Origin of the sequence: Klebsiella pasteurii (assembly GCF_018139045.1) — a bacterium.
GTDB classification, from domain to species: domain Bacteria; phylum Pseudomonadota; class Gammaproteobacteria; order Enterobacterales; family Enterobacteriaceae; genus Klebsiella; species Klebsiella grimontii.
The window spans coordinates 2,023,962-2,049,690 of the sequence record NZ_CP073236.1 but is presented as its reverse complement, the minus strand read 5'-3'; the positions used below and the strand labels follow the sequence as shown (position 1 = coordinate 2,049,690).

Here is a 25,729-nt window from a genome sequence, read left to right as displayed (position 1 = left end):
ACGCCGCTTAAAAATGGAGGAATTATGAAAAGACTGTCCAGATATGTCTGTAAAAAAGGCTTTTCGCTGAGCCGTTTACGGTGAATATTTACGCGCAATTTACGCTTAGTCATTTTCCGCTGCCGGCCTGGCGAACAGGGATGCTTATTACCCTCATTCGGCGCTTTCAGGGTGCCAACAGCGGAATACGTCGAACCTGAACTGATATACAGCGTGAATAAGCGGCCCGGGGAAGTGATTCAGCCTGATTGGCGGCGGCATCTGATTAATAATCAAATTCACTCACCGTTTTGCCTTAACAATGCGACCAATACCAGAGGGTTCTTTATGCATTTTACCCAGGCTATCGCCCGCCTACCGGCCGCCACCTGCGGCGCGGGACAAACTACCGCCCAACTGGGCGCGCCGGATATCGCCACGACCAGCCACCAGTTTCTCGCCTATGTGGAAACCCTACTGCAGCTTGGCCTGAAGGTCACGGTCCTGCCCCCGGCGGCAGATTATCCTGATGCGCACTTTGTTGAAGATACCGCCGTGGTCATGCCGGAACTGGCGGTGATTACCCATCCGGGCGCGCCGAGCCGTCAGGGCGAAGTCGATACTATTGCGCCGGTGCTGGCGGGTTTCCGTCCGCTGGTGCGGATGAGCGAGCGCGGGCATATGGACGGCGGCGACGTGCTGCTGGTGGACAAACAGTTTTTTATCGGCCTGACGGCGCGCACCGATGAGCAGGGGATCCGCGAGTTTGCCGCCGCCGTTGAGCCGCACGGCTATCAGGTCGCGGCGATCGAAGTCAGCGCCGGTCTGCATCTGAAATCAATCGTCAACTACGTTGGCCGCAATACGCTGCTGCTGACGGAAGGCTACGTTAACCATCCGGCGTTTAGCGGTTTCAACAGCATCGTCATCCCGGAAGAGGAGGCCTACGCCGGAAATACGCTGTGGATTAACGATACCTTAATTACGCCGCAGGGCTATCCCCATACCCTCGGTGAAATCAGCAAGCTGGGAATGCCTATCGTGCAGCTCGACACCAGCGAATTTAAAAAAATGGATGGCGGCCTGACCTGCCTCTCACTGCGTTTTTAATCATCGCGCCAACACCGGGGAATCAAAATGAAAATACGCCTTGCCGCATTATTGGCCTGTATGGCGCTGAGCGCGCCGCTGGCCGCCCAGCAGTTTGACACCATCAGCTTTGGCGTCGATGGCGGCTATCCGCCTTTTGACGTGCTGGCGCCCAGCGGCGAAATCACCGGCTTTGATATTGATATCGCTAACGCGCTGTGCACCCAGCTAAAAGCCAAATGCGTTTTCGTGAAGCAGCCCTTTGAGAGCATGATCGCCGCCCTCAACGCGCATAAGTTCGATGCCATTATCGCCTCGCTCAATATTACCGATGAACGTAAAAAGGAAGTGGATTTCACCGACCGCTACTACCGCAGCGCGGCGCAACTGGTGGCGCGCAAAGGCAGCCCGCTACTGCCGGATGCCGCCAGCCTGAAAGGCAAAACCGTCGGCGTCCAGACGGGCTCCACCCATGAAGCGTTTGCGAAGGCCAACTGGGCCAACCACGGCGTGAAAATTGTCGGTTACGCTAACCAGGATAATGTCTATCTCGACCTGCTCTCAGGGCGCATCGACGCCGCGTTGCAGGATAATATCCAGGCGGCGACCGGCTTTATCGATACGCCGCGCGGGCAGAAATTCGCCTTTGCCGGCCCGGTTATCCAGGATGGCGGGATCTCCTCCGACGTCGGGATTGCGGTCAATAAGGACAATCCGGCGCTGCGCGATGCGCTGAACGGGGCCATTAAGGCAATCCGCGCCGACGGAACCTATGACGCCATTCAGAAAAAATACTTTAGCTTTGATATTTATGGCAAATAAGTCGTAAAGGTACGGGCGTGGGCGCTGGCCTGCGCCCCTTTACGACCTCCGCGGAAGGCTGAATATGGTCGCAGACTATTTACCCCTGTTGTTACGCGGCGCGGCGCTTTCGCTGTGCGTGATGCTCTCTTCATTACTGGTCGCTCTGCTGCTGGGGCTGATTAACTCGCTGATTAAGCTCTTCGGCCCGCCGTGGCTGCGCCTGTTTTCCACCGCCTACACTACGCTGGTACGCGGGATCCCGGAGCTGGTAATTATGCTGCTGCTGTTTTTCGGCGGCGAGATGCTGGTTAACCTGCTGCTGGGTCTGGTGGGGCTGGGGCCGGTACGCTTCAATACTTTTATCTCCGGCGTGCTGGCGATTGGTTTTGTTTTCGGCGCCTATTACACCGAGACTTTTCGCGGCGCGTTTCTGACTGTCGATAGCGGGCAAACCGAAGCCGCGCAGGCCTACGGGATGCGACCCTGGACGGTGTTCCGCCGGGTGATGCTGCCACAGATGCTGAGCTTCGCGATCCCGGGCATCAACAACAACTGGCTGGGGCTGATGAAAGCGTCGGCGCTGGTGTCGATCCTCGGCCTTGAGGATATGGTCTGGCTGGCCGAACAGGCCGGGCGCGCCACGCAAAAGCCGTTCCTCTTCTACTTTCTGGTCTCGCTGATTTACATGGTGATTACCGCGCTCTCCAGTTGGCTGTTCAGCCGCCTGGCGAAGCGTTACGCGCTGCGCTCTTCCACGGCGGGGGCGGCCTTATGAATCTGCAAACCTTTATCGATGCGATCCCGAGCTTTTTGTGGAGCGACGGCAACGGCGCCGCCAGCGGACTGGCGGTCACGGCGGAGCTGTTTTTACTCTCCATCGTTCCCGGGATGGCGCTGGCGATAGCGATGGCGGTGGGGCAGGTGTACGGCCCGCGCGGGCTGGCGCTACCCATTCGCGCGTTTACATATTTTTTTCGCAGCACGCCGCTCTATCTCCAACTGATGCTGATTTACTACGGCCTGTCGCAGTTCGATATCGTACAGACGGGCTGGATGAACGACCAGCCGTTCTGGCTGCTGTTTCGCGATGCGACCTTCTGCGCCACCCTGGCGCTGGTGCTCAACACTGCCGCGTACGTCGCGGAGCTGCTGGCGGGGATGATGGTGACTTTCCCGCGCCAGGAGTGGGTCGCCGGAGAAGCCTACGGGATGGGGAAATGGCAGATTATTCGCCGTCTGGTTCTGCCCGCGACCTTGAGGCGCGGGATCCCGGCGCTGAATAATGAAATGGTCTTTTTGCTGCACGCCACGTCGCTGGCCAGCACCGTGACCCTGCTGGATATTACCGGCGTGGCCCGCGCGTTCTACGCCATGACCTATTCGCCGTTTATTCCGTTTCTGATGGCCGCGGCGCTGTATCTGCTCTGCACCTTTTTGCTGATTTTCACCTTCGCGCGCGCCGAGCGGCGCTGGCTGGCGTTTATCCGTCGCGGCTAGTCAGGATCGCTTAATGGCCTGCAGTTCGGTGAGGGTGACGATTTTATCAACGTGAAACTTTTTACTGGTCAGCCAGCTATCCGCCAGCTGGCAGTAGTGCGCCATGCTGCGACAGCCGATACGCACCAGAAAGTCGAAGCTGCCGCTGACCAGCCAGCAGTCCAGCACTTCGGGCGTCTGGCGCATCTCCTGTTCAAACACCGGCTGCGATCGCCCGTGGTCGGCCAGCGCGATTTGCGCCTGCACCACAAACGCGTGCTCCGGCTCGGGCAGTTCTACAATGGCGCTGTAGCCGCGAATAATGCCGTCGCGCTCGAGGCTGCGCACCCGTTCCAGGCACGGACGGGCGGTAAGGTTTACCTGCTCCGAGAGCTTTTGATAAGAAATGCGGCCATCCCGGCGCAGGATTTCAAGGATCTTGTGATCGATACGGTCAAGCCGGATTTTCTTTTCCACAACCAGGACGTCCAATGAAAATTAAACACTATACATTACCTGAACATGCACTCGGTGGGCAGCGGCAATTAAGCCATTTTCATTTCGGCGCGCCCGGCACAGGAGAGAAGGTCTATCTGCAGGCGGGGCTGCACGCCGATGAAATTCCGGGCATGCTGGTTCTGCATTATCTTAAAAGATTACTCAGCCAGGCGGAACGGCGCGGCGAGCTGCGCGGCGAAATCATTCTCGTACCGGTGGCTAACCCGCCGGGGCTGGCCCAGGTGCTGCTCAGCGGCGGCGTAGGTCGTTTCGATCTGGCGAGCGGGCGTAATTTTAACCGCGACTTCCCCGATCTGGCTGCCCTGGCGCAGCCCTATCTGCGTCCGCCATCGCCCGGCTCGCGCCGCGAGTATCTGCAGCAGGTGCGCGCAGCGATGCGGGATGCGCTGGCGGCGCTGCCCGTCGTCAGCGAAGTTCAGGCCCTGCGCCATCATCTGCTGGGCCTCGCCTGCGATGCCGATCTGGTGCTCGATCTGCACTGCGATGACCAGGCGATTTTACATCTCTACGCTGACCCGGCCTGGCAACGCGAGGCGAAGGTTCTGGCGGCTTTTCTCGGCGTCGGCGCGGTACTGCTGTCGCAGGAGAGCGGCGGTCATTCCTTTGATGAGGCCTGCGGCCTGCCGTGGCAGCGCCTGACGGCGCTTGATTCATTGCAGTCGCAGCAGCAGCCCGGCTGTATGGCGGTGACCGTCGAACTGCGCGGCCAGCAGGAGGTGGATCACGCCACCGCTTGCGACGATGCCGAACGTCTTTATCGCTACCTGCAGTACCGCGGCGTACTGGCCGGCTCGAGGCCTGAGATTCCGCAGCAGGAAACGGTAATGCTGCCGTTTGCCGCTGGGGAGATTGTTACCGCCCCGGCCACCGGCATCCTGGTGCTGTTAAAACAGCCCGGCGAGTGGGTCAGCGCCGACGATGTGGTTGCGGAAATCATCGATCCGCTGACCGATATGGTCAAAGCGGTCCGCCCGACATCGGGCGGGCTGATTTATGCCAGCCGTCGGGCGCCGTTTGTCACCCTGGGGGCCGAAGTGATGAAAATCGCCGGCGAGCGGCCGTTCAGCGGCGGAGGCGGGCTGGCGCTGTAAGCGGCTTTTCGTTTATCGCGCGGGTTAAAAAGTCGTTCACTGTCTTCATGCACAGCTCGCGTTCTTCGACGTGCGGCATATGGCTTGAGGCTTCGAAAATGACCCACTCCGCGTCGGGGATGTGGTCCATAAAGGGTTGTACCACCTCCGGGGTGGCTTCATCGTAGCGCCCCGAAATCAGCAGGACCGGAACCGTAATGCGCGCGAGGCGGTCGATAATCGTCCACGCTTTCATGCTGCCGATGACGTGAAATTCGGTTGGGCCATTCATGGCGTGATAAACCGTCGGATCGGCATCCATGGCATCGAAGGTACGCCGCACTTCCGCCGGCCAGGGATCGAGCCGACAGACGTGGCGTTGATAAAATACCTGGCTTGCCGCCTTATATTCCGCGCTGTCCAGCGTTCCCGCCGCCTCATGGGCCAGCAGCGTCTGCTGGACGTCGGCGGGAAGCTGCGCCCGCAGCCTGGCCGCTCCCTGTAGCCACAGCGCCATCGATGCCGGGGAATTGGCGATAATCAGCGCCTTTAACCCCTTTGGCCGCGTCACGGCGTGCTCCGCGCCGAGCATACCTCCCCACGATTGGCCGAGCAGGGCGTAATTATCGGCAATATTGAGATGCTGCAGCAGGTTAGCCAGTTCGTCGAGGAACAGCGCCGGTTGCCAGAAGTCGGCGGGCTGCTGCGGGAGATGGGTTGAGCGCCCGTTGCCTAACTGATCGTAGTGGATCACCGCCCGCCCGCTGAGGGCGATATCGCGGAACGCATCAACATAATCATGCGTGCACCCCGGCCCGCCGTGGGCGATGACCAGCGGCGTGAGCCCGCTATCGATATCGCCGCAAACGCGAAACCAGGTTTGATAGCGCCGAAACGGGGCGTAACCTTCGCTGATGGTATACATGAATCATCTTTACCCTGCTAAGTGGACCGGCTTTCAGGGTAAAGGGTGACAACCGCGGCTGAACACTAGCAAAAATGCTAGTTCTTAGCTGTCGAGCAGACGGTAGTGCAGGGCGCGGACTACCGCCTGTACGCGGTTGCTGGCGCCGAGCTTTTTGGCTGCGGTATTAAGATGCAGCGTCACCGTCGCCACCGAGCGGTGCAGCTTGCGGGCGATCTCTTTGGCGGTAAGTCCTTCGGCGGACCACGCCAGGCATTCGCGCTCGCGGTTGCTTAGCTTCACATGACGGCAGGTAAGCAGGGTGCTGTCGAACAGCGGAAACGCCGACTCCTGAAACTGGTGGGCGAGCAGCATCAGCTGCGCCAGGGTGGCGCTGATTTCCTGTTCCTGACGCTGGCCGGTATGGATGCCGGTGAGAGTGACGAAACTGCCGTTGGGGAGATGCAGGGGAACCGTCGCCCCGCAGGGCATATTATGTTCGCGCATATAGTCGGTGACCGCGGTGGCGTGATTGTTCAACCTCCCGCGCAGCATGCTGTTGTCCGGTCGTTGATAGGACCAGACAAAAGGCGCGCAGCTTTCTAGCGCGCAGTGCTGCACCGGATCAACCTGGTAATATCCGCGCTCGCACCATAGCTGGCGCATATCTTCCGGCACATTGCACGTTTTCAGCAGCGAAGGCGTAATCAGCTCCCCTTCCAGAGAACGCGGGACCGGCGTGTAGTCGTAAATGACCGCGTCAAATCCTAACTTCCGGGTGGCGTGAAAAAGTCCGCTGAATGCCTCATCCAGGCTGGCCGCCCGCGCGCTGCCGGGGCGTTCAAATTCCAGTCGCATATAACCCCCTTCATCTAAAACGAGACCTGCGACGGGCACGATTTGTGCAAATCCGTCAATAGTTAGCGCAAAAGGCATGCAATTCCGGTGCCGCACCGGCGCCGCGCAAAACTAGTATTTTTGCTAACTGTTCAGCCTCTGCCGTTGCCGTTAGCGTTAACGCAACGCCAGAACCGCGCTATTGATGATGAGGAGTACACCATGTGGAGCGAAATAGCGCCCGATCAGTGCCATAACATTGCGGTGGAGGGATATAACGTCGTGGCCTATCAGTTTGGCGACGGCGAGGAGACCGTTCTCTGCCTCAACGGCGGGCCGGGGCTGCCCTGCGATTATCTGCGCGAAGCCCACTCCTGCCTGAAGCTTCACGGTTATCGGGTGATCGCGTTTGACCAGTTGGGTACCGGCAAGTCCGATCGGCCGGATGATGCCAGCCTGTGGACGATGGCGCGCTACGTGCGTGAAGTGGAGACCGTGCGTCAGGCGCTGGGGCTCGGTAAGGTGCATCTGCTTGGTCACTCGTGGGGCGGATGGCTGGCGATTGAAGTGGCGTTGCACCATCCTGGCGCAATTCGCTCGCTGATTCTGGAAAACACCGTCGCTGATATGCCGCATCTGGTGCAGGAGCTAAACCGTCTGCGCGGGGCGCTGGGGCCAGAAACCGTCGCGATGATGCAGCGCTACGAAGCGCTCGGCTGGTTGGATCATCCGGCCTATCAGGCGGCGATTACTCTGCTGAATTATCGCCACGTGTGCCGCCTTGACGTCTGGCCAGAGCCGGTTATCCGCTCGCTTGGGGACTGGAATATGGGGCCGTATACCACCATGCAGGGGCCGAACGAATTCCTCTATACCGGCAATTTGAAAAACTGGAACCGCAGCGCTGAACTGGCGTCAATCCGCGCGCCCTGTCTGATCACCAGCGGCCAGCACGATGAACTGACGCCCGCCTGCGCCCTGAAAATGAAGCAGGGGCTGGCGAACGCCGAAATAGCCATTTTTGCCAACAGCAGCCATATGCCGTTTTACGAAGAGCCGCAGGCTTACTACCCGGTACTGCTCGATTTTCTGGCGCGCCAGCGCGACGCGGGAGGCTGTTGATGCACCGTTACCGCTTTTTGCTTCTTCGCCCGCTACAGCTGCTGCCGGTTCTGCTGGGTATCAGCCTGATCACCTTCATGATGGTGCGCGCCATCCCCGGCGATCCGGCGCGTATTCTGCTCGGGGTGCGCAGCACGCCGGCGGCGCTGGCCCGCATCCGCGCGCAGTTTGGCCTTGATGAACCGCTGTGGGTTCAGTACGGCTATTTTCTGCGCAATCTGCTGCAGGGCGAGCTGGGTAAGTCAATTGTTTACCGGGTCGATACCCTGAAGCTGATTACTTCGCGTCTGGAACCGACGCTATGGCTGGTGCTCGGCAGCGTTCTGCTGGCAATTGCGTTGACGGTACCGCTGGCGGCGATAGCCGCCCGCCAGCGCGGGCGCCTCGCCGATCGGCTGATTCGTCTGTTTACGACCGCCGGGCTCGGGTTTCCGGCGTTCTGGCTCGGTATCATGTTGATTCTGCTGTTCAGTATCGTGCTCGGCTGGTTTCCGGTCTCCGGCTACGGCAGTGATTTTTTAGACCAGCTGCACCATATGGTTCTGCCGTGCCTGACCGTGGCGCTGGCGCTGTCGGCGGTATTGATTCGCAACCTGCGCGCCAGCCTGCTGATGGAGATGAATAGCGACTATGTGGTGGCGGCCCGGGCGCGGGGGCAGCAGGAAAGACGTATCTTCTGGCGGCACGTGCTGCCGAACTCTCTGGTGCCGACCATCAATCTGCTGGCGGTGAATATTGGCTGGCTCATTGGCAGTACGGTGGTGATCGAAAGCGTGTTTGCCATCCCTGGCCTCGGACAGCTGTTGGTTAAAGCGATTTTTAGCCGCGACTACATGGTGGTACAGGGCGTGGTGATGGTCTTTGCTCTCGCGACCGTAGCGGTCAGCCTGCTGGCGGATATTCTTACCGTAGCCCTCGACCCGAGGATAAAACTATGAAGGCGATAGCGACGTTTTCCCGCCTGCGTCAACGGGCTATCCCGCGTCAGCAGGCGCTCTGTGCCGGACTGGCGATCGTCGGGCTATGGCTGCTGGTCGCCAGTCTGGCGCCGTGGATCGCGCCGTTCGATCCGATTGCCCAGGACGCCTCTTCCAGCCTGCTGTCGCCGGGCGGCGCGCATCTCTTCGGTACCGACAACTTTGGCCGCGACGTTTTTTCCCGCGTGCTGTGGGGAGCGCGGGTCGATCTACAAATCTGCCTGCTGGGGGTGCTGTTCCCCTTTATGCTCGGCACCGCGCTGGGGGCGCTTGCCGGCTATTCTGGCGGCGTGGTCGATGCGCTGGTGATGCGGGTTATTGATATCGTGCTGGCCTTTCCGTTTCTGGTGCTGATGCTGGCAATCATCGCCATTCTCGGGCCGGGGCTGAGCAGCTTTTACATCGCGATGGCGATGGTGGGCTGGGTCTCATACGCCCGGCTGGTGCGCGCTCAGGTACTGACGCTGAAACAGCGCGATTTTATTCTGGCGGCCCGCAGTCTGGGCTACGGCCATCTGCGGATTTTGTTCCGCCATCTGCTGCCGAACGCGCTAACCGGAGCGATCGTTTTTTCGATGTCCGACTGCGTACTGGTGCTGCTGAACGGAGCTGCGGTGAGCTATCTCGGGCTCGGCGTGCAGCCGCCAACCGCCGAATGGGGCGTTATGGTGGCCGAAGGGCAGAGCTTTATCACTACCGCATGGTGGATAACCACCTTTCCTGGGCTCGCCATCGTGCTGCTGGCGATGGGCTTTAGCCTGCTGGCCGATGGGCTCGGCGACAAGTTAGGAGGACGGGGATGAGTTTGCTGAAGGTGAATCGCCTGACGGTTACGCGCGGCGAGGATATCGCGCTGGTCGATAACGTCTCATTCGCGCTTGAAGCCGGGGAGATGCTGGGGCTGGTTGGCGAAAGCGGGTCGGGAAAAACCGTGACCTGCCGGGCGCTGATGCGCCTGCTGCCGGGGGACGGACTGCGGATTAGCGGCGGTGAGGTTGTGCTCGACGGCCGGGATATTTTGCCCCTCAGCGAAGGGCAAATGTCGGCGGTGCGCGGGCGGGAAATCGGTATGATTTTCCAGAACCCGACCAGCCATCTCAATCCGGTGATGACCATTGGGGAGCAGATCGCGGAAAGCCGGCGCCTCCATTTTTCGGCAAACCGCCGTCAGGCGCGGGAGGATGCGCTGGCCCTGCTGCGCCAGGTCGGCATCCCGGACCCGCAGAATCGGCTTAATAGCTATCCGCACGAATTTTCCGGCGGGATGCGCCAGCGGGCGATGATCGCCGTCGCCCTCGCGCCGGAACCGAGGCTGCTGATTGCCGACGAACCGACGACCGCGCTGGACGTCACCGTGCAGATGCAGATTTTGCGCCTGCTCAGCGACCTGCGTGCCGAGCTGGGGCTGGCGGTCATTATGATCACCCACGATCTCGGGGTGGTGGCGCAAACCTGCGACCGGATCGCGGTGATGTACGGCGGCAGGCTCTGCGAGGTGGGCGACAAACGCGAAGTGCTCGCCGGGCCGCTGCACCCTTATACCCGCGGACTTATTGATTGTCAGCCGGCCAGCGAAGGCGGACGGGGGAGGCTGACGATCATCGACGGCCAGCCGCCGAGCGCCGACCACTTTCCATCAGGCTGTCGCTTTCATCCGCGCTGCCGCCGCGCCGATGAAGCGTGCCTGCAGCAGCCGCCGCTGCATTACGGACAGGATCGCCATAGCCACGCGGTGGCTTGTCATCACCGGTTACCCACGCTGACCCGGCAGGAGGGATAATGGTTAACGCTCACTGGCCGCTGCTTGAGGCCGATAATCTTTGCGTCACCTTCCCGGTATCGGGCGGTCTTTGGCAGCCGAAGCGGGTCGTGCACGCGGTGAACCAGGTCACGATGCAGATCTTTCCTGGCGAAACGCTCGGTCTGGTCGGCGAGTCCGGCAGCGGCAAGAGCACGCTTGGCCGAGCGCTGTTACAGCTTGAACGGGTAGCCGATGGCGAGGTGCGGTTCGAGGGGCAGCGTATTACCCATGGCTTAACCAGCGATATCGCCCGTCTGCGCCAGCAAAGCGCGATGATTTTCCAGGATCCCTTTGCCTCGTTAAACCCGCGGCAGACCGTGGGAGAGAGCATCGCCGAGGTGCTGCGCGTGCATCAAAAAGTGCCCCGCGGGCAGGAGGCGCTGCGGGTAGCAGAACTGCTCACCCTGGTCGGCCTGCGTCCGCAGCATGCCAGCGCGAAACCAGCCCAGCTTAGCGGCGGCCAGTGCCAGCGCGTCGGTATTGCCAGAGCGCTGGCCATGGAGCCGCGACTGATCGTGGCCGATGAGTGCGTCGCGGCGCTGGACGTCTCTATTCAGGGACAGATCGTCAACCTGCTGATGGAGCTGCGGGAGAAGATGGGGCTGGCGATTCTGTTTATCGCCCACGATCTGGCGATTGTGCGGCGGCTCTGCGATCGGGTGGCGGTAATGTACCTTGGGCGGATTGTGGAGGAGGGGCCTGCAGAGGCGGTCTTCACCCGTCCGCTGCATCCTTATACCGCCGCGCTGGTCTCGGCGATCCCGGAAATCGACCCGGATAAACCCCTACCGAAGAATTTGCTGGGGGGCGAGCCGCCCAGCCCCGTTGCCGTTCCACAAGGCTGTGCATTTCATCCGCGCTGCCCTTATGCGCAGGTGCAGTGCCGCACCGGCGCACCACCACCAACCCGGCAGATTGCCGACCGCGCTTATGCCTGCGTGCTCAACCTCGCGGGTGATGAGACCGTTTTTCCTTTAACAGGGGGATCTTTTGATGAAGCACAGGCAAGTTAAGTTACTGGCGGCGAGCGTTTTTCTGGCGCTTAGCGTGGTGAGCGAAATGGCCCAGGCGGCGGGGGTATTGACCATTGGCCGCCGGGAGGACAGCACCACGTTTGACCCGATAAAATCGGCGCAAAACGCGGATAACTGGGTCTTTTCCAACGTTTTTGACCCGCTGGTGCGGGTAGATAAGAGCGGGACGAAGCTGGAGCCGGGCGTGGCTGAGAGCTGGACGATTTCTCCGGATGGCAAGGTCTACACTTTTAAAATTCGCGACACGACCTTCTCTGACGGCACACCGCTGACCGCCAGCGATGCGGCGTTTAGCTTAATTCGTATCCGCGATGATGAAGGCTCGCTGTGGCGCGACTCCTATAGCATTATTGCCAAAGCGGAAGCCCCGGACCCGCGCACGCTGGTAGTGACGCTGAAATCGCCGTCAGCGCCGTTCTTGTCGCAGCTTGCCCTGCCGAACGCCTCGGTGATTTCGCAGAAGGCGATGAAAGCGGAAGGCGAAGAGGCGTTTGCCGAAAAACCCGTGGGCTCCGGCGCGTTTAGCGTGAAAGAGTGGCTGCGCGGGGAAAAGATCGTGCTGGTGAAGAACCCGCACTTCTGGCAGGCGAAAAACGTTAGCCTCGATGGCGTGGAGTGGTTAACCATTCCGGACGATAATACCCGCATGCTGAAGGTGCAGGCCGGCGAGCTCGACGCCGCGCTGACCGTGCCTTTCTCGCGCATTGCATCGTTACAAAAGGATGCCAATCTGAAGGTGGAGCTGGACCCCTCCACGCGCGAGGACCATCTGCTGATCAACCATTCTCACGGCGCGCTGGGCAAGGTAGAGGTGCGCCAGGCGCTGGACTTCGCGATTGATAAAGACGCGATCGTGAAGACCGTGACCTTTGGCTACGGCCAGGTGGCCAACTCCTATATTCCCGCCGGGGCGCTTTACCACTATCAGGATAATCTTCGTCGGCCTTACGATCCGCAGAAGGCCAAAGCGATGCTAAAAGCGGCGGGCGCTGCCGATCTGAAGCTGAACTACGTGGTCAACGCCGGGGATGAAGTCGATGAGCAGATTGCCATTTTGCTGCAACAGCAGCTGGCGAAAGCCGGGGTGACGGTGAATTTGCAAAAAGTCGACCCGAGCCAGAGCTGGGATATGCTGGTGGCCGGAGAGTACGATATTTCGGTGATGTACTGGACCAACGATATTCTCGACCCCGATCAGAAAACCACTTTCGTGCTTGGTCACGATGCCAATATGAACTATATGACTCGCTATCATAACGAGCAGGTAAAAGCGCTGGTGGCTGCCGCGCGCGTCGAAATGGACGGTAAAAAGCGCGAGCAGATGTATATCGACCTGCAAAAAATGGCTAAGGCCGACGTGAACTGGGTTGACCTCTACTACAGCCCGTACCGTAACGTCAGCCGCAAAAATATCGATGGTTTTTATCAGAATCCGCTGGGACGTTTCTTCCTGGAGGATACCGTAAAACGCTAATGCCTCTTTGCGCCGGTTGGTCTCTGACGCCGGCGCCTTTTTCATCTTACCGGCGGCACGACGCGGTTTGATGCATATCAACCAGTACATTAACTTTTACTATAAAAACTAAAAAAGAGTTGTAACCCCGCCTGCTTTTATTCAATTTATGTGGTGAATGTTTAATGTATTTCAATAATTAAAAAATATATACATTAAAAAACAACACGTTAAATAAATCAGGGGTTAATTTTTGTGGCAAGTGCAAACAAACTCACGCTGTTCATCGTCATCTTCATGCTGCTGGGGATCCTCTCCGGTGCGGCCATCCACGCTTACGCCGGGCAAACGACCATAACCGCATGGTCGGAAAACATTACGCTGCTGACCGATGTGTTCCTGCGCCTGATTAAAATGGTGATTGCGCCGTTAGTCTTCAGTACCCTGACGGTCGGTATTATGCGCCTTGGCGAAACGGCGACCATTGGCCGGGTCGGCGGTAAAGCCATGGTGTGGTTTATTACCTCGTCAATTCTCTCCATTCTGGTCGGGCTGGTGATCGTTACCCTCGAGCATCCCGGCGCCGGCCTGAACCTGGCGATCCCGAAAGAATCCGTGGATACCGGGCTGGCGGTGAGCGGGATGAGCCTGAAAGGCTTTCTGACCCATACCATCCCAACCAGCATTACCGAAGCGATGGCCAGCAACGAGATTCTGCAAATCGTGGTGTTCTCAATGTTCTTCGGTATCGCCGGGGCGTCGCTGGGGGAGAAATTCAATGCCCCGCTGGTGGCGGCGCTCAACGTGATTTCCCACATTATGCTGAAGGTGACCGGGTACGTGATGTACGTCGCGCCGCTGGCGATTTTCGCCGCTATCTCTTCGGTTATCGCCTCGCAGGGGCTGGGGATCCTGCTTAACTATGCCTCGTTTATCGGCGGATACTATGTCGCGATCCTGCTGACCAGCGCGGTGCTGCTGGCGGTGGGGTATATGGTGCTCAAGAAAGAGGTTTTTCGCCTGCTGAATATGCTGAAAGACCCGGTGCTGGTGGCGTTCACCACCAGCAGTTCCGAAGCGGCCTATCCGAAGACCCTGGAGCGCCTGGTGGAATTTGGCTGCTCGCGAAATATCGCGTCGTTTGTGCTGCCCATCGGCTACTCCTTTAACCTGGTCGGCTCAATGGTGTACTGCTCTTTTGCCGCCATGTTTATCGCTCAGGCCTATAATGTTCAGCTGAGCTTTAGCGAAATTACCGTGATGATGCTGACGCTGATGCTGGCCTCGAAAGGGATTGCCGGGGTACCGCGTTCGGCGCTGGTGGTGCTGGCCGCCACCATCCCGAGCTTCAATATTCCGGTGGCAGGTATTTTGCTGCTGATGGGCATTGACCATTTCCTCGATATGGGGCGCTCAGCGATTAACGTGCTGGGTAACGGGATTGCGACGGCGATGCTGTCAAAAAATGAAGGTCAACTGCAGGAAGAGGTCCCGGAGGCTGAAGTTGCGCCTCAGCAGGCCGAAGCCTGATCGTCGCGCGCCCTCTCTGACGGGGGCGCGTTCCGCAGTGAAAAAGAGGCCCCTAACAGGCACGCAAGGGGCAATGTGACGAAGTAACAGATTCCTCGATAAAGACGTTGTTCTTATTATATAAAAATACGCTCCGGTATTTTTACATTGAGGAACCGGGTAATGGTACCCGCAGCCTGTTACCCCTGAGTAGATGTTTTTGAGGTTACCGATCTTTTTCGGAATCCCGTCGCTGACAAGCCGTCAAATTCCTAATTTTAACGTCCAGAATGCGCTCACCGGCGGGCGCGGGCGCGAGCTTACCAGCGCTCTTTTAACAAGTTAATGAACTGGAAAAAGTCATGATTGTTATTAAGACTGTATTTTTCCATGATTTTGCTTTTGTGCCAGGTGATGGTTTTAGGGGTGACTTTGTTGAGGGCAGAAATTTTAATGATATCAAAGCCATCGATGATGCCGGTGGCGACGGCAGCCTGCGATTTGGAGAGCATTTTATGCGGGCAATGGGTGCAGACGAGCGTGGAGTCGCTTCTCTGCGCGTCGGGAGGAATTTCGCTCCTTTTTAGCTCCTGGGCAATAATTTCGAACATTTTATCGATATTGACCGATTTGATAGAGACAAAGATAACGCCCTTGAGACAGTTAACGATCAGCTCTTTTTCCGGTAACTTGTCATAGCTGTGCAGGATAATCACCGAACTATTTTGTTTACGGTTCTTTATGCTGGTATTGCACAGATAGATTTCGCCGGGGAGAACTTCAGCGATGATGATATCTTTATCTAAAAAATCATTATGCTTATAAGAAAAAGCGACTTTGAGATTACCGCTGCGGCTGATGAGCTCATTGACGACGGAAACCAATGATTCTCTGAGAAAGGTATTTCTGGTGTTGATTGCGATGTTTACTTTTTTCATGGCGTTATTTCCCTGATATATCAACATAACGCCATGTTGTGATCAATCCTCCGGGCGTATGCGGTGATTGTTGCTATGCAGATTTCGTTATTATTAATGTGGCTTTAGTTATTTTCTGCGCGTAGAGTTCTTTGCTGAAAATGGAAATTTCTGTTTTCGCCTGTCGCGGATATACGACACCAGACTATAAACAGAAACGCAAAGGCAAAATATGCACAGTAATAAGGCTAACCATGTTTGCATGGCCATAATTGAGATCCTTTAACTTAATTTTTGGTTTTAAAAATGTACCTCACAGGCACGCGAATATTTTTATACTCTTCGTTAAACCGTGCTCGCGATGCGCGAACGAAAAGCGCCTGACAAACGGCCTGCATTCGGCTTGTGCTAAATTCAGCAATAGCCTGTTAGCTCAGCCGCTGTGGGTCAAAACGCTCACGACGCCCTGTCAATGTAAGAAAATTCTTAATGTGCTGTCAGTCTCATTTCTCTCAATCCTCTCAAAAACTGAAAAAAATTAACAAGAAACACCAGGCTGGAAACATACTAGTCATCACTCCGGGCGGATGGCGGAACAATAGCCGGCAGCGCCGCCGCTGCCGGCTGGGAAAAGGTCAAGAGAGAAACGCCAGCCCTTTGCCAAAAATCGCGCGAATCGGCAGGGTGATGCCCTGCAGGCGGGCCTTGTGCCGCAGGCGGCTGATCACCACGTCGATGCGGTGCAGTTCCGGTTCGCCCTCATCGGTAAACAGAGAAGTGTGCAGGTCAACTTTGCTGCACACTTCATTGCGGTTACGCATTAAGACTTCCAGCAGCCGGTACTCTTGCTGTGTTAGCGGCAGGATCCGCCCCGATGGCGCCACCAGGCGCTCGCTCTGGAGTATCCAGTGGGAAGGGGCTGACCGCTCCGCTAATGGCGCCGGATTGACGCTTTCCGCCGGTTGTTGCTGGCGAAGCCGGGAGCCCAGCGCGTGGATGCTCTCCGCGAGGTCGGAAAAGTTGACCGGCTTGATGAGATAGAGGTCGGCGCCGGCGTTTAAGGCCTGGAGCCGATCCTGCTCATGCCCTCTGGCGGTAATGACGACCAGGCCGAACTGGCCAATCTCGTGCAGATAGTCCAGCACGCTAAACCCGTCTTCGCCCGGCAGGCCAATATCGATAAGTACGATATCGACCGGATCGCGATGCAGCTGCCGCCAGAAGGCCTCGGCGCTGCCGACGCCCCAGGCGTCGAAGCCGCGATGGCGCAGAAAAGCCAGCAGCTCGTCGAGTAGATCTGCGCTATCTTCGATGATAGCTACGCGTAATGTCATGGTTTGTCCTTCTGCTGTCCCGTCAGCGGGAGAGTGAGCGCAAATTCGCATCCGGCTGAGCTATTTTCTGCCAGCCATAGGTCCCCGCCGTGGGCCTGGATGATTTGTCGGGCGACGTACAGCCCAAGGCCGGTCCCGGCAGGCGTTGTGGTGTGAGTTTCGCCGCGTCGATAGCGCTCGTAAATATGCTCGACCTGTTCCGGCGGGATGCCGGGACCGCGATCGCCAATGCGTAATTCAACGTGCTTTTCCTGCTGATAAATCTCGACTCTTATCTCCCCGGCTGCGGCATATTTAACCGCGTTATCGAGCAGGTTGGCGATCGCAATACACAGCAGCCCGCTATCAATAAACAGCACCGGTGAAGGGGATTGCGGGCCGACAGTTTGCCCCTCAAGGGTGACATTCAAATAATGATTAAGCGAAAGATCTACGACGGTCGCCGCCATATGGATGACCGGCAGCAGTTCGGCATCCTGCTTGTCGGCGTGCAGGTCTCGGGAGGAGAGGCGGGCGTCGGCCAGGCAGTTATCGGTGAGCTGCACCAGGCGGGTTGTCGCGCGCTGCATGCGATCGAGGCGCAAGCTCTGGGTGACGGTTGCGGGACTCAGGCGCAGATTTTCCAGCGCGGCCTGGAGGATCGCCAGCGGCGTTCTGAACTCATGCGCCACCATTCCCATAAACTGGCGCTGGTGGAAGCTGGCCTCGCGTTCAATCTGTAGCTCCCGCGCCAGCTGCTGCTTGCGCACCAGGGTACGGTTTTCCGCCCGCACCCGCAGCACCGCAATGATCAGGACGGTGACGATGTGGATAATCAGCGCGTACTGCCAGGTGGAATAAACCATGTTATGAAACGGAATGACGCCGTGGATAGAGAGCAGCGCCAGCCCGGCGGAGACCACGTATACCGGCGGCAGCAGCCCCAACAACAGGGTATTGATATCAACCGCTTTGCGCCGCCACAGCATCCATGAGGTGATCAACAGAATTGGCGCGGCGATGAAGAATATCCCCGCTTCAATCTGCATTGCCTGGCCGTAAAACCCTAGCGGGATACTGATTTGCAGAACAATGTTTAAGGCGATCGCCGCCAGCAGCAGTTGATACAGCCGTGGCATGTTTTTCTTCAAATCGAAAACTTCGCTATGTAACCACAGCGCGGTGGCGTAGCTCACCAGCGACAGGCAGCTAATCATGTAATCCTGCACCGGCAGTAGGGCGTCGCCAAAGAGCCATTCCGGGTAGCCATGAAGGGCCGCGACGAGCGGATAGTTGAGCGAGAACAGGCAGATCCCCCACAGCAGGCGTCGGCGCAGCGCGACGGCAAGCCACAGGGCGATACCGCTGGCAATCACCGCCAGGCCAAAATAGAAACTCCAGAAGGCGGTATCGAGGGTGGCCGAACGTACGAACTCCTGCGGTGACGAGAGCGTCGCCAGCAGGATCAGGGTGCTGGTGCTCTGGAGACGGAAGACCATCTCGTAGCCAGCCGCCGTGGGCGGGGGCGGTAAAATTAGCACGCTTTCGCGGTAGTCGAGATCGTTATCGCGGGCAGAAGCGTGGTCGCCAAACTCTTTTTGTTTCCAGGGGGCATCGCTAGCGTAGGGGCGATAAAAAACGGTCAAGCGATCGACAAACGACGGACCGAGCTGCAGCCAGCGCTGTTCGCCAGCAAACCAGGCCGCCGGGAGCGAAGTGCGTAGCCAGTAGGTCTTTGACGAATAGCCGAACGACGGGATAAGCGGCGCCGTTTTTAGCGCCTCCTCTGGCAGCGAAAGAAAGGCGTCGAGGGACATTGTATCGCTGGCGTCGGCGTACCAGTAGACCGGGATATCGATACCCAACTGCCGGACTTCCGCGCGCGCCGGCGCCCACCACAGCAGGGAAATGATGACGCCGCACATTGCCCAGAAATACGCGCTGTGGCTCCTGCGAATAAGATCAAAAAAAGCGCACAAACGATACAATCACGCCCCCTTATGGCATGGATTAATAAATCAGTACGGTAAAAATGAACAGGGACTCTGCTACTGGCACAGATAACCCTCCGCCATTCGGCAAATATACGTGTAGGGCTGGACAACGCAGCATTCTGCTGGTGCCGAAGATATTATTCCAGCGTTATCTACATGCCGGAGAACTGGCCAGACCTGCTGTAAGCAAATTCTTAATAAAAGTTAACGTATGGGGGAGTTGGATAATAAGCAAGCGGAAAGTTCAGTCGCGACATACGGTTTTATGATGTTATGCCATGAATTCACGCGATAGTTATATAAAAATTGACAATAAATTATTTAAGCAGCGCATATAAAACCAGATAGTTATATTAAACGTTAATTACCGTTGTTATTGATGGCCGGATAAAGGCGGCGCATTGCCCGCATCGTCGAATGAGGTTAGGTACGGTTCGAAGGATTGCTGACGGCAGGGGATAACAATGATTAGCATGGTGTTAACATTCCTGGCCGCTGTTTTAAAGCGATTGATGTTAACTAATTGAAATAAAAAGGATTGATTGTTTATTATTTGTCGTAAATGTTAACAGCAGATGCAAAAGCCAAAAATACCCGTATAATCATTGTCCCTTTTCCTGTCTTAAGTTTAAGCTGGAGGCACAATGGAGCTCAGTCGCAGGCAGTTCTTTCGCATCTGCGCGGGTGGTATGGCAGGGACGACCGTAGCATCGCTTGGTTTTCTTCCCTCGTTTTCCGCTCACGCAGAGACGCGTCAATATAAACTCTTAAAAGCTAAAGAAACCCGTAATAACTGCACCTACTGTTCAGTCGGCTGCGGGATCCTCATGTACAGCTTCGGAGATAACGCCAAAAACGTGCGTGAACGCATTTATCACGTCGAAGGCGACCCCGATCATCCCGTGAGCCGCGGGTCGCTGTGCCCAAAAGGCGCAGGCGTACTGGACTATATTCACAGCGATAACCGATTACGCTATCCGGAGTACCGCGCGCCGGGCTCGGATAAGTGGACGCGTATAAGCTGGGATGAGGCCATCGATCGTATCGCGCGATTGATGAAAGATGACCGCGACGCCAACTTTATCGAAAAGAATGCCCAGGGCGTCACCGTCAACCGCTGGACCTCAACCAGCATGCTGTGCTCTTCGGCGGCGAGTAATGAAACCGGGATCCTTGACGGTAAATTTACCCGCGCGCTGGGGATGGTATCGATTGACTGCCAGGCGCGCCTTTGCCACGGCCCGACGGTATCGGCGCTGGCGCCAACCTTTGGTCGTGGGGCGATGACCAACAACTGGGTGGATATTAAAAACGCCAATGTGGTGCTGATTATGGGCGGCAACGCGGCGGAAGCGCATCCGGTAGGGTTCAAATGGGTTATCGAAGCCAAAATTAAAAATAATGCGACCGTTATCGTCGTTGATCCGCGCTTTAACCGCAGCGCGGCGGTGGCTGACCTGTACGCGCCCATTCGCGCCGGCTCCGACAGCGCTTTCCTGCTCGGCGCGATCCGCTATCTGATCGAACACGATCGGATACAGCATGAGTACGTGCGTCACTACACCAACGCCAGCATGATCGTGCGGGAAGATTATGATTTCGACGAGGGGCTGTTTAGCGGCTTTGATCCGCAGAAGCGTCAGTACGATAAAGTCAGCTGGAACTATGAACTCGACGCTAACGGCTACGCCAGGCGCGATGATACGTGGAACCATCCGCGCTGCGTCTGGAATCTATTGAAACAGCACGTTGAGCGCTATACGCCGGAACTTGTCAACCGCCTGTGCGGCACCTCTTTACACGATTTTCAGCGCATTTGCGAACTGTTAGCCAGCACCAGCGCTGCGAATCGAACCGCGACAATCCTGTATGCCCTCGGTTGGACCCATCACACCACCGGAGCGCAAACTATCCGCGCGGCCGCGATGCTACAGCTGCTGTTGGGCAATATCGGCATGGCAGGCGGCGGCGTTAACGCGCTGCGCGGGCACTCCAATATTCAGGGCTATACCGACCTGGGACTGCTTTCGACCAATCTGCCGGGATATATGCCGCTACCGTCGGAAAAACAGGTTGATTATCAGAGCTATATTTCACAAATCACCCCCGCGGCGCTGGGCGTGAACGAAGTGAATTACTGGCAAAATACGCCGAAGTTTTTCGTCAGCATGATGAAAAGCTTCTGGGGCGATGCCGCAACCGCGGAAAACAGCTGGGGCTATGACTGGCTGCCGAAATGGGATCGTTTATACGATGTCATGACCCAGGCCGAGCTGATGGCCCAGGGCATAATCAACGGCTACGTGGTGCAGGGATTTAACCCGCTGGCGGCGTTCCCGGATAAAAACAAATCCGCCCGCGCGCTGGCGAAGCTTAAATATCTGGTGGTGATCGATCCGCTGGTGACCGAGTCGTCGAATTTCTGGCAGAACCACGGCGAAATGAACGACGTGCGTCCTGCAGATATCCAGACCGAAGTCTTCCGCCTGCCGTCCTCCTGCTTCGCCGAAGAGAACGGTTCGATCGCTAATTCGGGCCGCTGGCTGCAGTGGCACTGGGCGGCGGCCGAACCGCCGGGCGAAGCGCTCCACGATGGCAAAATTCTCGGTCGCCTGTTTATGCGCCTGCGCGATCTGTATCGGCAAGAGGGCGGCGCAAACCCGGCGCCGGTGCTGAATATGTCCTGGGATTATCACGATCCCCTCGACCCGCAGCCGGAAGAGGTCGCCAGGGAGGCCAACGGCAAGGCGCTGCGCGATATCGTTGACGAGCAGGGCCGGGTGGTTATCAAAAAAGGCCAGCAGCTGAGCAGCTTCGCGCAGCTAAAAGATGACGGTTCAACCAGCAGCTACTGCTGGGTTTATTGCGGCTGCTGGACCGAGCAGGGCAATCAGATGGCGAACCGCGATAATAGCGACCCGTATGGTTTAGGCTGTACACCCGGCTGGGCATGGTCCTGGCCGGCGAACCGCCGCATCCTCTACAACCGCGCCTCCGCGGACCCGGCGGGTAAACCCTGGGATCCGCAGCGCTCGCTGCTGAACTGGGACGGCAAACGCTGGACCGGTATGGACGTCGCCGACTATAGCCAGGCGGCGCCGGGCACCAACGTCGGGCCGTTTATCATGAATCCGGAAGGCGTGGCGCGCCTGTTCTCGCTGGACAAACTAAACGATGGCCCGTTCCCGGAACACTATGAGCCTGTCGAATCGCCGATTGGCACTAACCCGCTGCACCCGAAAGTGGTCTCCAGCCCGGTAGCGCGCATCTTTCACGATGACCTGGCGAATATGGGCAAGGCGGATGAGTTCCCCTACGTGGCGACAACCTACTCAATCACCGAACTGTTCCGTCACTGGACCAAGCATGCGCGGCTGAACGCCATCGTTCAGCCCGAGCAGTTTGTTGAAATTGGCGAGGCGTTGGCGAAGGAGAAGGGCATCGTCGCGGGGGACACGGTAAAAGTGATGTCGAAGCGCGGGTTTATTAAAGCCAAAGCGGTAGTGACTAAGCGAATACAGGCGCTGACTATTGATGGCCGTACGGTGAATACCATCGGTATTCCGTGCCACTGGGGTTTTGAGGGGGCGACGCGGAAAGGATTCCTGGCCAATACGCTGACGCCATCGGTGGGGGACGCGAACTCGCAGACGCCTGAATATAAAGCTTTCCTCGTGAACGTGGAAAAGGTGGATACCCAATAGATTTCAGGTTGCAGGAAGGCGGTGACGCCGTGAATGCCGGGAGCGTAGAAACGCTACGTGACCGGGATGAATAAGGAAACCAACGAACCTGCAAACTGAAAGATGAAGGGTAAACGGAGACCAATTATGGCTTATCAATCTCAGGACATTATCCGTCGTTCCGCGACTAACGGCTTCACCCCCGCGCCCCGCGCGCGGGACCACCAGGAAGAGGTGGCGAAGCTTATCGACGTCACCACCTGTATCGGCTGTAAAGCCTGCCAGGTGGCCTGTTCCGAGTGGAACGACATCCGGGATGAAGTCGGTCACAACGTCGGGGTATACGATAACCCCGCCGACCTGACCGCCAAATCCTGGACCGTGATGCGCTTCTCGGAAGTGGAGCAGAACGATAAACTGGAGTGGCTCATCCGCAAGGATGGCTGTATGCACTGCGCCGACCCGGGCTGCCTGAAGGCCTGCCCGGCGGAAGGGGCGATCATTCAGTACGCCAACGGCATCGTCGACTTCCAGTCCGAGCAGTGCATCGGCTGTGGTTACTGCATCGCCGGCTGCCCGTTCAACGTGCCGCGCCTGAATCCGGAAGACAACCGCGTCTACAAATGCACGCTGTGCGTCGACCGCGTTAACGTTGGCCAGGAGCCGGCGTGCGTGAAAACCTGCCCGACCGGCGCTATCCACTTTGGCTCCAAAGAGGAGATGAAAACGCTGGCGGGCGAGCGCGTCGCCGAGCTGAAAACCCGCGGCTACGACAACGCGGGGCTGTACGATCCGGCCGGCGTTGGCGGCACGCACGTGATGTATGTGCTGCACCACGCCGACAAGCCGAACCTGTACCACGGCCTGCCGGAGAACCCGGAAATCAGCGCCACGGTTAAGTTCTGGAAAGGGATCTGGAAGCCTCTCGCGGCGGTCGGCTTTGCGGCCACCTTCGCCGCCAGCATCTTCCACTACGTCGGCGTCGGTCCGAACCGCGCGGAAGAGGAAGAGGACAATCTGGATGAAGAGAAAGACGAGGTGCGCAAATGAAAAGACGTGACACCATCGTGCGCTACACCGCGCCGGAGCGAATCAACCACTGGGTCACCGCCTTCTGCTTCGTGCTGGCGGCAGTGAGCGGACTGGGCTTTTTCTTCCCGTCCTTCAACTGGCTGATGCACATCATGGGCACCCCGCAGCTGGCGCGTATTCTGCACCCGTTCGTGGGCGTGATTATGTTTGCTTCGTTCATCATCATGTTCTTCCGCTACTGGCACCACAACCTGATCAACCGGGACGATATTTTCTGGGCGAAAAATATTCGCAAGATTGTCGTCAACGAGGAAGTGGGCGACACCGGGCGCTATAACTTCGGCCAGAAATGCGTGTTCTGGGCGGCGATTATCTTCCTGGTGCTGCTGCTGGTGAGCGGCGTGATCATCTGGCGTCCGTACTTTGCGCCGGCCTTCTCCATCCCGGTTATCCGCTTCGCGCTGATGCTGCACTCCTTCTCTGCGGTGGCGCTGATTGTGGTGATCATGGTGCATATTTACGCTGCGCTGTGGGTGAAGGGCACGATAACCGCGATGGTAGAAGGCTGGGTGACGAAGACCTGGGCGAAGAAACATCACCCGCGCTGGTATCGTGAAGTGAAAGCGAAACGGACGAAAGATTGATAAAACAAATACGATAAGTTCGCGGCTATGCAGCGGATATTATCGTAGCGAGCGCGCGTAATGGCAGGGAAACCGCAAGGTGAACACGCGATTACGCGCTATTTTTATCGGTAATTATTAAAGGGCAATCAACATAAAACCGCTGATAATAACGCTGTTTTATGAATGTTTTGGTTATCCATATCAAAGAATCGCCGGACGACTCTGGTTATGTTGGCCGTTGCGCCCGGAGAAACGCCCGGGTTAATTCATCATTCGTTGTGGAAGGGGGCCTGACAGGATGACGACGAAATCGCTAACGCTTTCTTTGGATGAACAACAGTCAATTCCTTTGAGTACGGTCTCGGGGACCCTGGGCTACCTCGGCATGGATATTCGTCCGCTGGCTTCCGCGGGGATATGCAGTTTCGACCCCGGCTTTGCTAACACCGCAGGCTGTACGTCAGCCATCTCGTGGATCGATACCGAAAAGAGCATTCTGCTGCACCGCGGCTATCCGGTCGATCAGCTGGCACGCCAGTGCGACTTCCTGGAAGTGGCCTGGATTCTGCTGCGCGGCGATGCGCCTGACGAAGCCAGCTATCAGGACTTCAAAAACACGATTACCCGCCATAGCCTGGTACATGAGCAGATTGCCCGCATGTGCAGCAGCTTTCGTCGCGACTCGCATCCGATGGCCTTAATGTGCGCCCTGGTGGGCACCCTGGCGGCGTTCTATCACGATGTGCTGGACGTTGAAAATCCTGAGCACCGCGCGCTGGCCGCCACCCGCCTGCTGTCGAAAATGCCAACGCTCGCGGCGATGAGCTATAAGTTTTCAATTGAGCAACCGGCGCAGTATCCGCGCAACGATCTGTCCTATGCGGGGAATTTCCTGCATATGCTGTTTGCTATTCCGGCGGAACAATATCAGCTGAATCCGGTGATTGAGCAGGCGATGAACCAGATCCTGGTGCTGCACGCCGACCACGGCCAGTGCGCATCGACGACCACCGTCCGGGCGGCGGGCTCCTCCGGGGCGAATCTCTTTGCCTGCATCGCCGCCGGGCTTGCGTCTCTGTGGGGCCCGGCCCACGGCGGGGCGAACGAAGCCAGTATGCGGATGCTGGAGGAGATCAACACCGTCGATCAAATTCCGGCGTTCCTGAGCAAAGCGAAACGCGACCCGCAGACGTTCCGTCGTCTGGGATTCGGTAACTCTCGCTACCGTCATCTTGACCCGCGCGCCGCTATTTTGCGCGAGACCTGTCATCGGGTACTGGAAGAACTAGGGATGTCCGACATGCCGTTGCAGGTGGCGATGGCCCTCGAAGAGGTGGCGCTAACCGACCCGTACTTTGTTGAAAATGGCCTGTCGCCGAGCGTGGATTTCTATACCGCGGTGATCCTCAAGGCGATGGGACTGCCTTCATCGATGTTTGTGGTGATTACCGCCGTAGGCAGAACGCTTGGCTGGGTGGCGCACTGGAACGAAATGCATGAAGCGCCGCTGACGATATATCGTCCCCGGCAGATTTACACCGGCGAACAGCGGCGGGATTACGTTTCACGGCGTGAAGGGAAATAACAGAG

23 protein-coding genes are annotated in these 25,729 nt (G+C 57.7%); 16 read left to right on the top strand and 7 right to left on the bottom strand.

Features of this window, described 5'->3' with window-relative positions:
* The first annotated feature begins 327 nt into the window (after window positions 1-327).
* From KCG39_RS09615 to KCG39_RS09600, 4 genes are all read left to right on the top strand, one after another.
* On the top strand, window positions 328-1,089 hold the full coding sequence (locus KCG39_RS09615; RefSeq protein WP_004122631.1) for a dimethylarginine dimethylaminohydrolase family protein: 762 nt from the start codon (window positions 328-330) through the stop codon (window positions 1,087-1,089).
* 27 nt (window positions 1,090-1,116) lie between these two features.
* Entirely contained in the window at window positions 1,117-1,890 is a 774-nt protein-coding gene (locus KCG39_RS09610; RefSeq protein ID WP_004122619.1) for an ABC transporter substrate-binding protein, read from the top strand.
* A gap of 64 nt (window positions 1,891-1,954) precedes the next feature.
* The gene (locus KCG39_RS09605) at window positions 1,955-2,647 is read left to right on the top strand and encodes an ABC transporter permease (RefSeq protein ID WP_024359158.1); all 693 of its coding nucleotides are present in this window, start codon (window positions 1,955-1,957) and stop codon (window positions 2,645-2,647) included.
* Window positions 2,644-3,369: an ABC transporter permease gene (locus KCG39_RS09600; protein WP_004122607.1), complete on the top strand. Its 726-nt coding sequence runs from the start codon at window positions 2,644-2,646 to the stop codon at window positions 3,367-3,369. The genes KCG39_RS09605 and KCG39_RS09600 overlap by 4 nt, the downstream gene beginning before the upstream one ends.
* On the opposite strand, the gene KCG39_RS09595 is transcribed toward KCG39_RS09600, so the two are convergent.
* A complete protein-coding gene (locus KCG39_RS09595) occupies window positions 3,370-3,825 on the bottom strand; it encodes an Lrp/AsnC family transcriptional regulator (RefSeq protein WP_004122605.1) in 456 nt (151 codons plus the stop codon).
* A 14-nt stretch (window positions 3,826-3,839) separates the two neighbouring features.
* Between KCG39_RS09595 and KCG39_RS09590 the strand changes: the two genes are divergently transcribed.
* Window positions 3,840-4,958 (top strand): succinylglutamate desuccinylase/aspartoacylase family protein, encoded by a 1,119-nt coding sequence (locus KCG39_RS09590; protein ID WP_087829100.1) that lies wholly within the window; start codon window positions 3,840-3,842, stop codon window positions 4,956-4,958.
* Here the strand turns inward: KCG39_RS09590 and KCG39_RS09585 are convergent.
* Both KCG39_RS09585 and KCG39_RS09580 read right to left on the bottom strand, forming a co-directional pair.
* Window positions 4,930-5,862 (bottom strand): proline iminopeptidase-family hydrolase, encoded by a 933-nt coding sequence (locus KCG39_RS09585; RefSeq protein ID WP_049113253.1) that lies wholly within the window; start codon window positions 5,860-5,862, stop codon window positions 4,930-4,932. The two genes, KCG39_RS09590 and KCG39_RS09585, sit on opposite strands and share 29 nt — an antisense overlap.
* 84 nt (window positions 5,863-5,946) lie before the next feature.
* Window positions 5,947-6,699, bottom strand: coding sequence for a helix-turn-helix transcriptional regulator (locus tag KCG39_RS09580; RefSeq protein WP_004122595.1), 753 nt, complete (start codon window positions 6,697-6,699; stop codon window positions 5,947-5,949).
* Window positions 6,700-6,900: 201 nt separating this feature from the next.
* Here KCG39_RS09580 and KCG39_RS09575 point away from each other — a divergent pair, with 201 nt between their 5' ends.
* The 7 genes from KCG39_RS09575 to KCG39_RS09545 all read left to right on the top strand — a co-directional run bounded on the left by KCG39_RS09575 (window position 6,901) and on the right by KCG39_RS09545 (window position 14,595).
* The gene (locus KCG39_RS09575) at window positions 6,901-7,800 is read left to right on the top strand and encodes a proline iminopeptidase-family hydrolase (protein ID WP_049113251.1); all 900 of its coding nucleotides are present in this window, start codon (window positions 6,901-6,903) and stop codon (window positions 7,798-7,800) included.
* Window positions 7,800-8,738, top strand: coding sequence for an ABC transporter permease (locus KCG39_RS09570; protein ID WP_004122588.1), 939 nt, complete (start codon window positions 7,800-7,802; stop codon window positions 8,736-8,738). The genes KCG39_RS09575 and KCG39_RS09570 overlap by 1 nt, the downstream gene beginning before the upstream one ends.
* Entirely contained in the window at window positions 8,735-9,580 is an 846-nt protein-coding gene (locus KCG39_RS09565; RefSeq protein WP_142467873.1) for an ABC transporter permease, read from the top strand. Before KCG39_RS09570 ends, KCG39_RS09565 begins: the two co-directional genes overlap by 4 nt.
* Window positions 9,577-10,557 carry an ABC transporter ATP-binding protein gene (locus tag KCG39_RS09560; RefSeq protein ID WP_064362993.1) on the top strand — a complete coding sequence of 327 codons (981 nt, stop codon included), beginning with the start codon at window positions 9,577-9,579 and terminating at the stop codon, window positions 10,555-10,557. The genes KCG39_RS09565 and KCG39_RS09560 overlap by 4 nt, the downstream gene beginning before the upstream one ends.
* Entirely contained in the window at window positions 10,557-11,591 is a 1,035-nt protein-coding gene (locus KCG39_RS09555; protein WP_004122577.1) for an ABC transporter ATP-binding protein, read from the top strand. Before KCG39_RS09560 ends, KCG39_RS09555 begins: the two co-directional genes overlap by 1 nt.
* Entirely contained in the window at window positions 11,572-13,086 is a 1,515-nt protein-coding gene (locus KCG39_RS09550; RefSeq protein ID WP_004122573.1) for an ABC transporter substrate-binding protein, read from the top strand. Before KCG39_RS09555 ends, KCG39_RS09550 begins: the two co-directional genes overlap by 20 nt.
* A 276-nt stretch (window positions 13,087-13,362) precedes the next feature.
* The gene (locus tag KCG39_RS09545; RefSeq protein ID WP_235891357.1) at window positions 13,363-14,595 is read left to right on the top strand and encodes a dicarboxylate/amino acid:cation symporter; all 1,233 of its coding nucleotides are present in this window, start codon (window positions 13,363-13,365) and stop codon (window positions 14,593-14,595) included.
* Window positions 14,596-14,894: 299 nt separating this feature from the next.
* Here KCG39_RS09545 and KCG39_RS09540 read toward each other — a convergent pair whose 3' ends face one another.
* From KCG39_RS09540 to KCG39_RS09525, 4 genes are all read right to left on the bottom strand, one after another.
* Window positions 14,895-15,512, bottom strand: coding sequence for a helix-turn-helix transcriptional regulator (locus tag KCG39_RS09540; protein ID WP_004122561.1), 618 nt, complete (start codon window positions 15,510-15,512; stop codon window positions 14,895-14,897).
* A 108-nt stretch (window positions 15,513-15,620) separates the two neighbouring features.
* Complete coding sequence (locus tag KCG39_RS09535) at window positions 15,621-15,761, bottom strand: small membrane protein (protein WP_004138686.1); 141 nt, start codon at window positions 15,759-15,761, stop codon at window positions 15,621-15,623.
* A 365-nt stretch (window positions 15,762-16,126) separates the two neighbouring features.
* Complete coding sequence (locus tag KCG39_RS09530; RefSeq protein WP_004122558.1) at window positions 16,127-16,825, bottom strand: response regulator transcription factor; 699 nt, start codon at window positions 16,823-16,825, stop codon at window positions 16,127-16,129.
* A complete protein-coding gene (locus KCG39_RS09525) occupies window positions 16,822-18,729 on the bottom strand; it encodes a sensor histidine kinase (RefSeq protein ID WP_049113241.1) in 1,908 nt (635 codons plus the stop codon). Before KCG39_RS09525 ends, KCG39_RS09530 begins: the two co-directional genes overlap by 4 nt.
* Window positions 18,730-19,442: 713 nt before the next feature.
* On the opposite strand from KCG39_RS09525, the gene fdnG reads away from it, so the two are divergent.
* The 4 genes from fdnG to KCG39_RS09505 all read left to right on the top strand — a co-directional run bounded on the left by fdnG (window position 19,443) and on the right by KCG39_RS09505 (window position 25,724).
* Entirely contained in the window at window positions 19,443-22,502 is a 3,060-nt protein-coding gene (gene fdnG, locus KCG39_RS09520; protein ID WP_142467872.1) for a formate dehydrogenase-N subunit alpha, read from the top strand.
* Between the two features lie 126 nt (window positions 22,503-22,628).
* Window positions 22,629-23,531, top strand: a complete 903-nt coding sequence (gene fdxH, locus KCG39_RS09515) for a formate dehydrogenase subunit beta (RefSeq protein WP_004122548.1) — start codon at window positions 22,629-22,631, stop codon at window positions 23,529-23,531.
* A complete protein-coding gene (fdoI, locus tag KCG39_RS09510; protein WP_004122546.1) occupies window positions 23,528-24,157 on the top strand; it encodes a formate dehydrogenase cytochrome b556 subunit in 630 nt (209 codons plus the stop codon). Before fdxH ends, fdoI begins: the two co-directional genes overlap by 4 nt.
* A gap of 280 nt (window positions 24,158-24,437) precedes the next feature.
* Window positions 24,438-25,724, top strand: a complete 1,287-nt coding sequence (locus tag KCG39_RS09505; RefSeq protein ID WP_004122544.1) for a citrate synthase — start codon at window positions 24,438-24,440, stop codon at window positions 25,722-25,724.
* The last annotated feature ends 5 nt before the right edge of the window (window positions 25,725-25,729 follow it).

What these genes read in the sequence shown, in the direction of transcription:
- KCG39_RS09615 (WP_004122631.1), top strand. Translation starts at nt 328, where the DNA reads ATGCATTTTACCCAGGCTATCGCCCGCCTACCGGCCGCCACCTGCGGC.
- KCG39_RS09610 (WP_004122619.1), top strand. Translation starts at nt 1,117, where the DNA reads ATGAAAATACGCCTTGCCGCATTATTGGCCTGTATGGCGCTGAGCGCG.
- KCG39_RS09605 (WP_024359158.1), top strand. Translation starts at nt 1,955, where the DNA reads ATGGTCGCAGACTATTTACCCCTGTTGTTACGCGGCGCGGCGCTTTCG.
- KCG39_RS09600 (WP_004122607.1), top strand. Translation starts at nt 2,644, where the DNA reads ATGAATCTGCAAACCTTTATCGATGCGATCCCGAGCTTTTTGTGGAGC.
- KCG39_RS09590 (WP_087829100.1), top strand. Translation starts at nt 3,840, where the DNA reads ATGAAAATTAAACACTATACATTACCTGAACATGCACTCGGTGGGCAG.
- KCG39_RS09585 (WP_049113253.1), bottom strand. Translation starts at nt 5,862, where the DNA reads ATGTATACCATCAGCGAAGGTTACGCCCCGTTTCGGCGCTATCAAACC.
- KCG39_RS09580 (WP_004122595.1), bottom strand. Translation starts at nt 6,699, where the DNA reads ATGCGACTGGAATTTGAACGCCCCGGCAGCGCGCGGGCGGCCAGCCTG.
- KCG39_RS09575 (WP_049113251.1), top strand. Translation starts at nt 6,901, where the DNA reads ATGTGGAGCGAAATAGCGCCCGATCAGTGCCATAACATTGCGGTGGAG.
- KCG39_RS09570 (WP_004122588.1), top strand. Translation starts at nt 7,800, where the DNA reads ATGCACCGTTACCGCTTTTTGCTTCTTCGCCCGCTACAGCTGCTGCCG.
- KCG39_RS09565 (WP_142467873.1), top strand. Translation starts at nt 8,735, where the DNA reads ATGAAGGCGATAGCGACGTTTTCCCGCCTGCGTCAACGGGCTATCCCG.
- KCG39_RS09560 (WP_064362993.1), top strand. Translation starts at nt 9,577, where the DNA reads ATGAGTTTGCTGAAGGTGAATCGCCTGACGGTTACGCGCGGCGAGGAT.
- KCG39_RS09555 (WP_004122577.1), top strand. Translation starts at nt 10,557, where the DNA reads ATGGTTAACGCTCACTGGCCGCTGCTTGAGGCCGATAATCTTTGCGTC.
- KCG39_RS09550 (WP_004122573.1), top strand. Translation starts at nt 11,572, where the DNA reads ATGAAGCACAGGCAAGTTAAGTTACTGGCGGCGAGCGTTTTTCTGGCG.
- KCG39_RS09545 (WP_235891357.1), top strand. Translation starts at nt 13,363, where the DNA reads ATGCTGCTGGGGATCCTCTCCGGTGCGGCCATCCACGCTTACGCCGGG.
- KCG39_RS09540 (WP_004122561.1), bottom strand. Translation starts at nt 15,512, where the DNA reads ATGAAAAAAGTAAACATCGCAATCAACACCAGAAATACCTTTCTCAGA.
- KCG39_RS09535 (WP_004138686.1), bottom strand. Translation starts at nt 15,761, where the DNA reads ATGGCCATGCAAACATGGTTAGCCTTATTACTGTGCATATTTTGCCTT.
- KCG39_RS09530 (WP_004122558.1), bottom strand. Translation starts at nt 16,825, where the DNA reads ATGACATTACGCGTAGCTATCATCGAAGATAGCGCAGATCTACTCGAC.
- KCG39_RS09525 (WP_049113241.1), bottom strand. Translation starts at nt 18,729, where the DNA reads ATGTGCGGCGTCATCATTTCCCTGCTGTGGTGGGCGCCGGCGCGCGCG.
- fdnG (WP_142467872.1), top strand. Translation starts at nt 19,443, where the DNA reads ATGGAGCTCAGTCGCAGGCAGTTCTTTCGCATCTGCGCGGGTGGTATG.
- fdxH (WP_004122548.1), top strand. Translation starts at nt 22,629, where the DNA reads ATGGCTTATCAATCTCAGGACATTATCCGTCGTTCCGCGACTAACGGC.
- fdoI (WP_004122546.1), top strand. Translation starts at nt 23,528, where the DNA reads ATGAAAAGACGTGACACCATCGTGCGCTACACCGCGCCGGAGCGAATC.
- KCG39_RS09505 (WP_004122544.1), top strand. Translation starts at nt 24,438, where the DNA reads ATGACGACGAAATCGCTAACGCTTTCTTTGGATGAACAACAGTCAATT.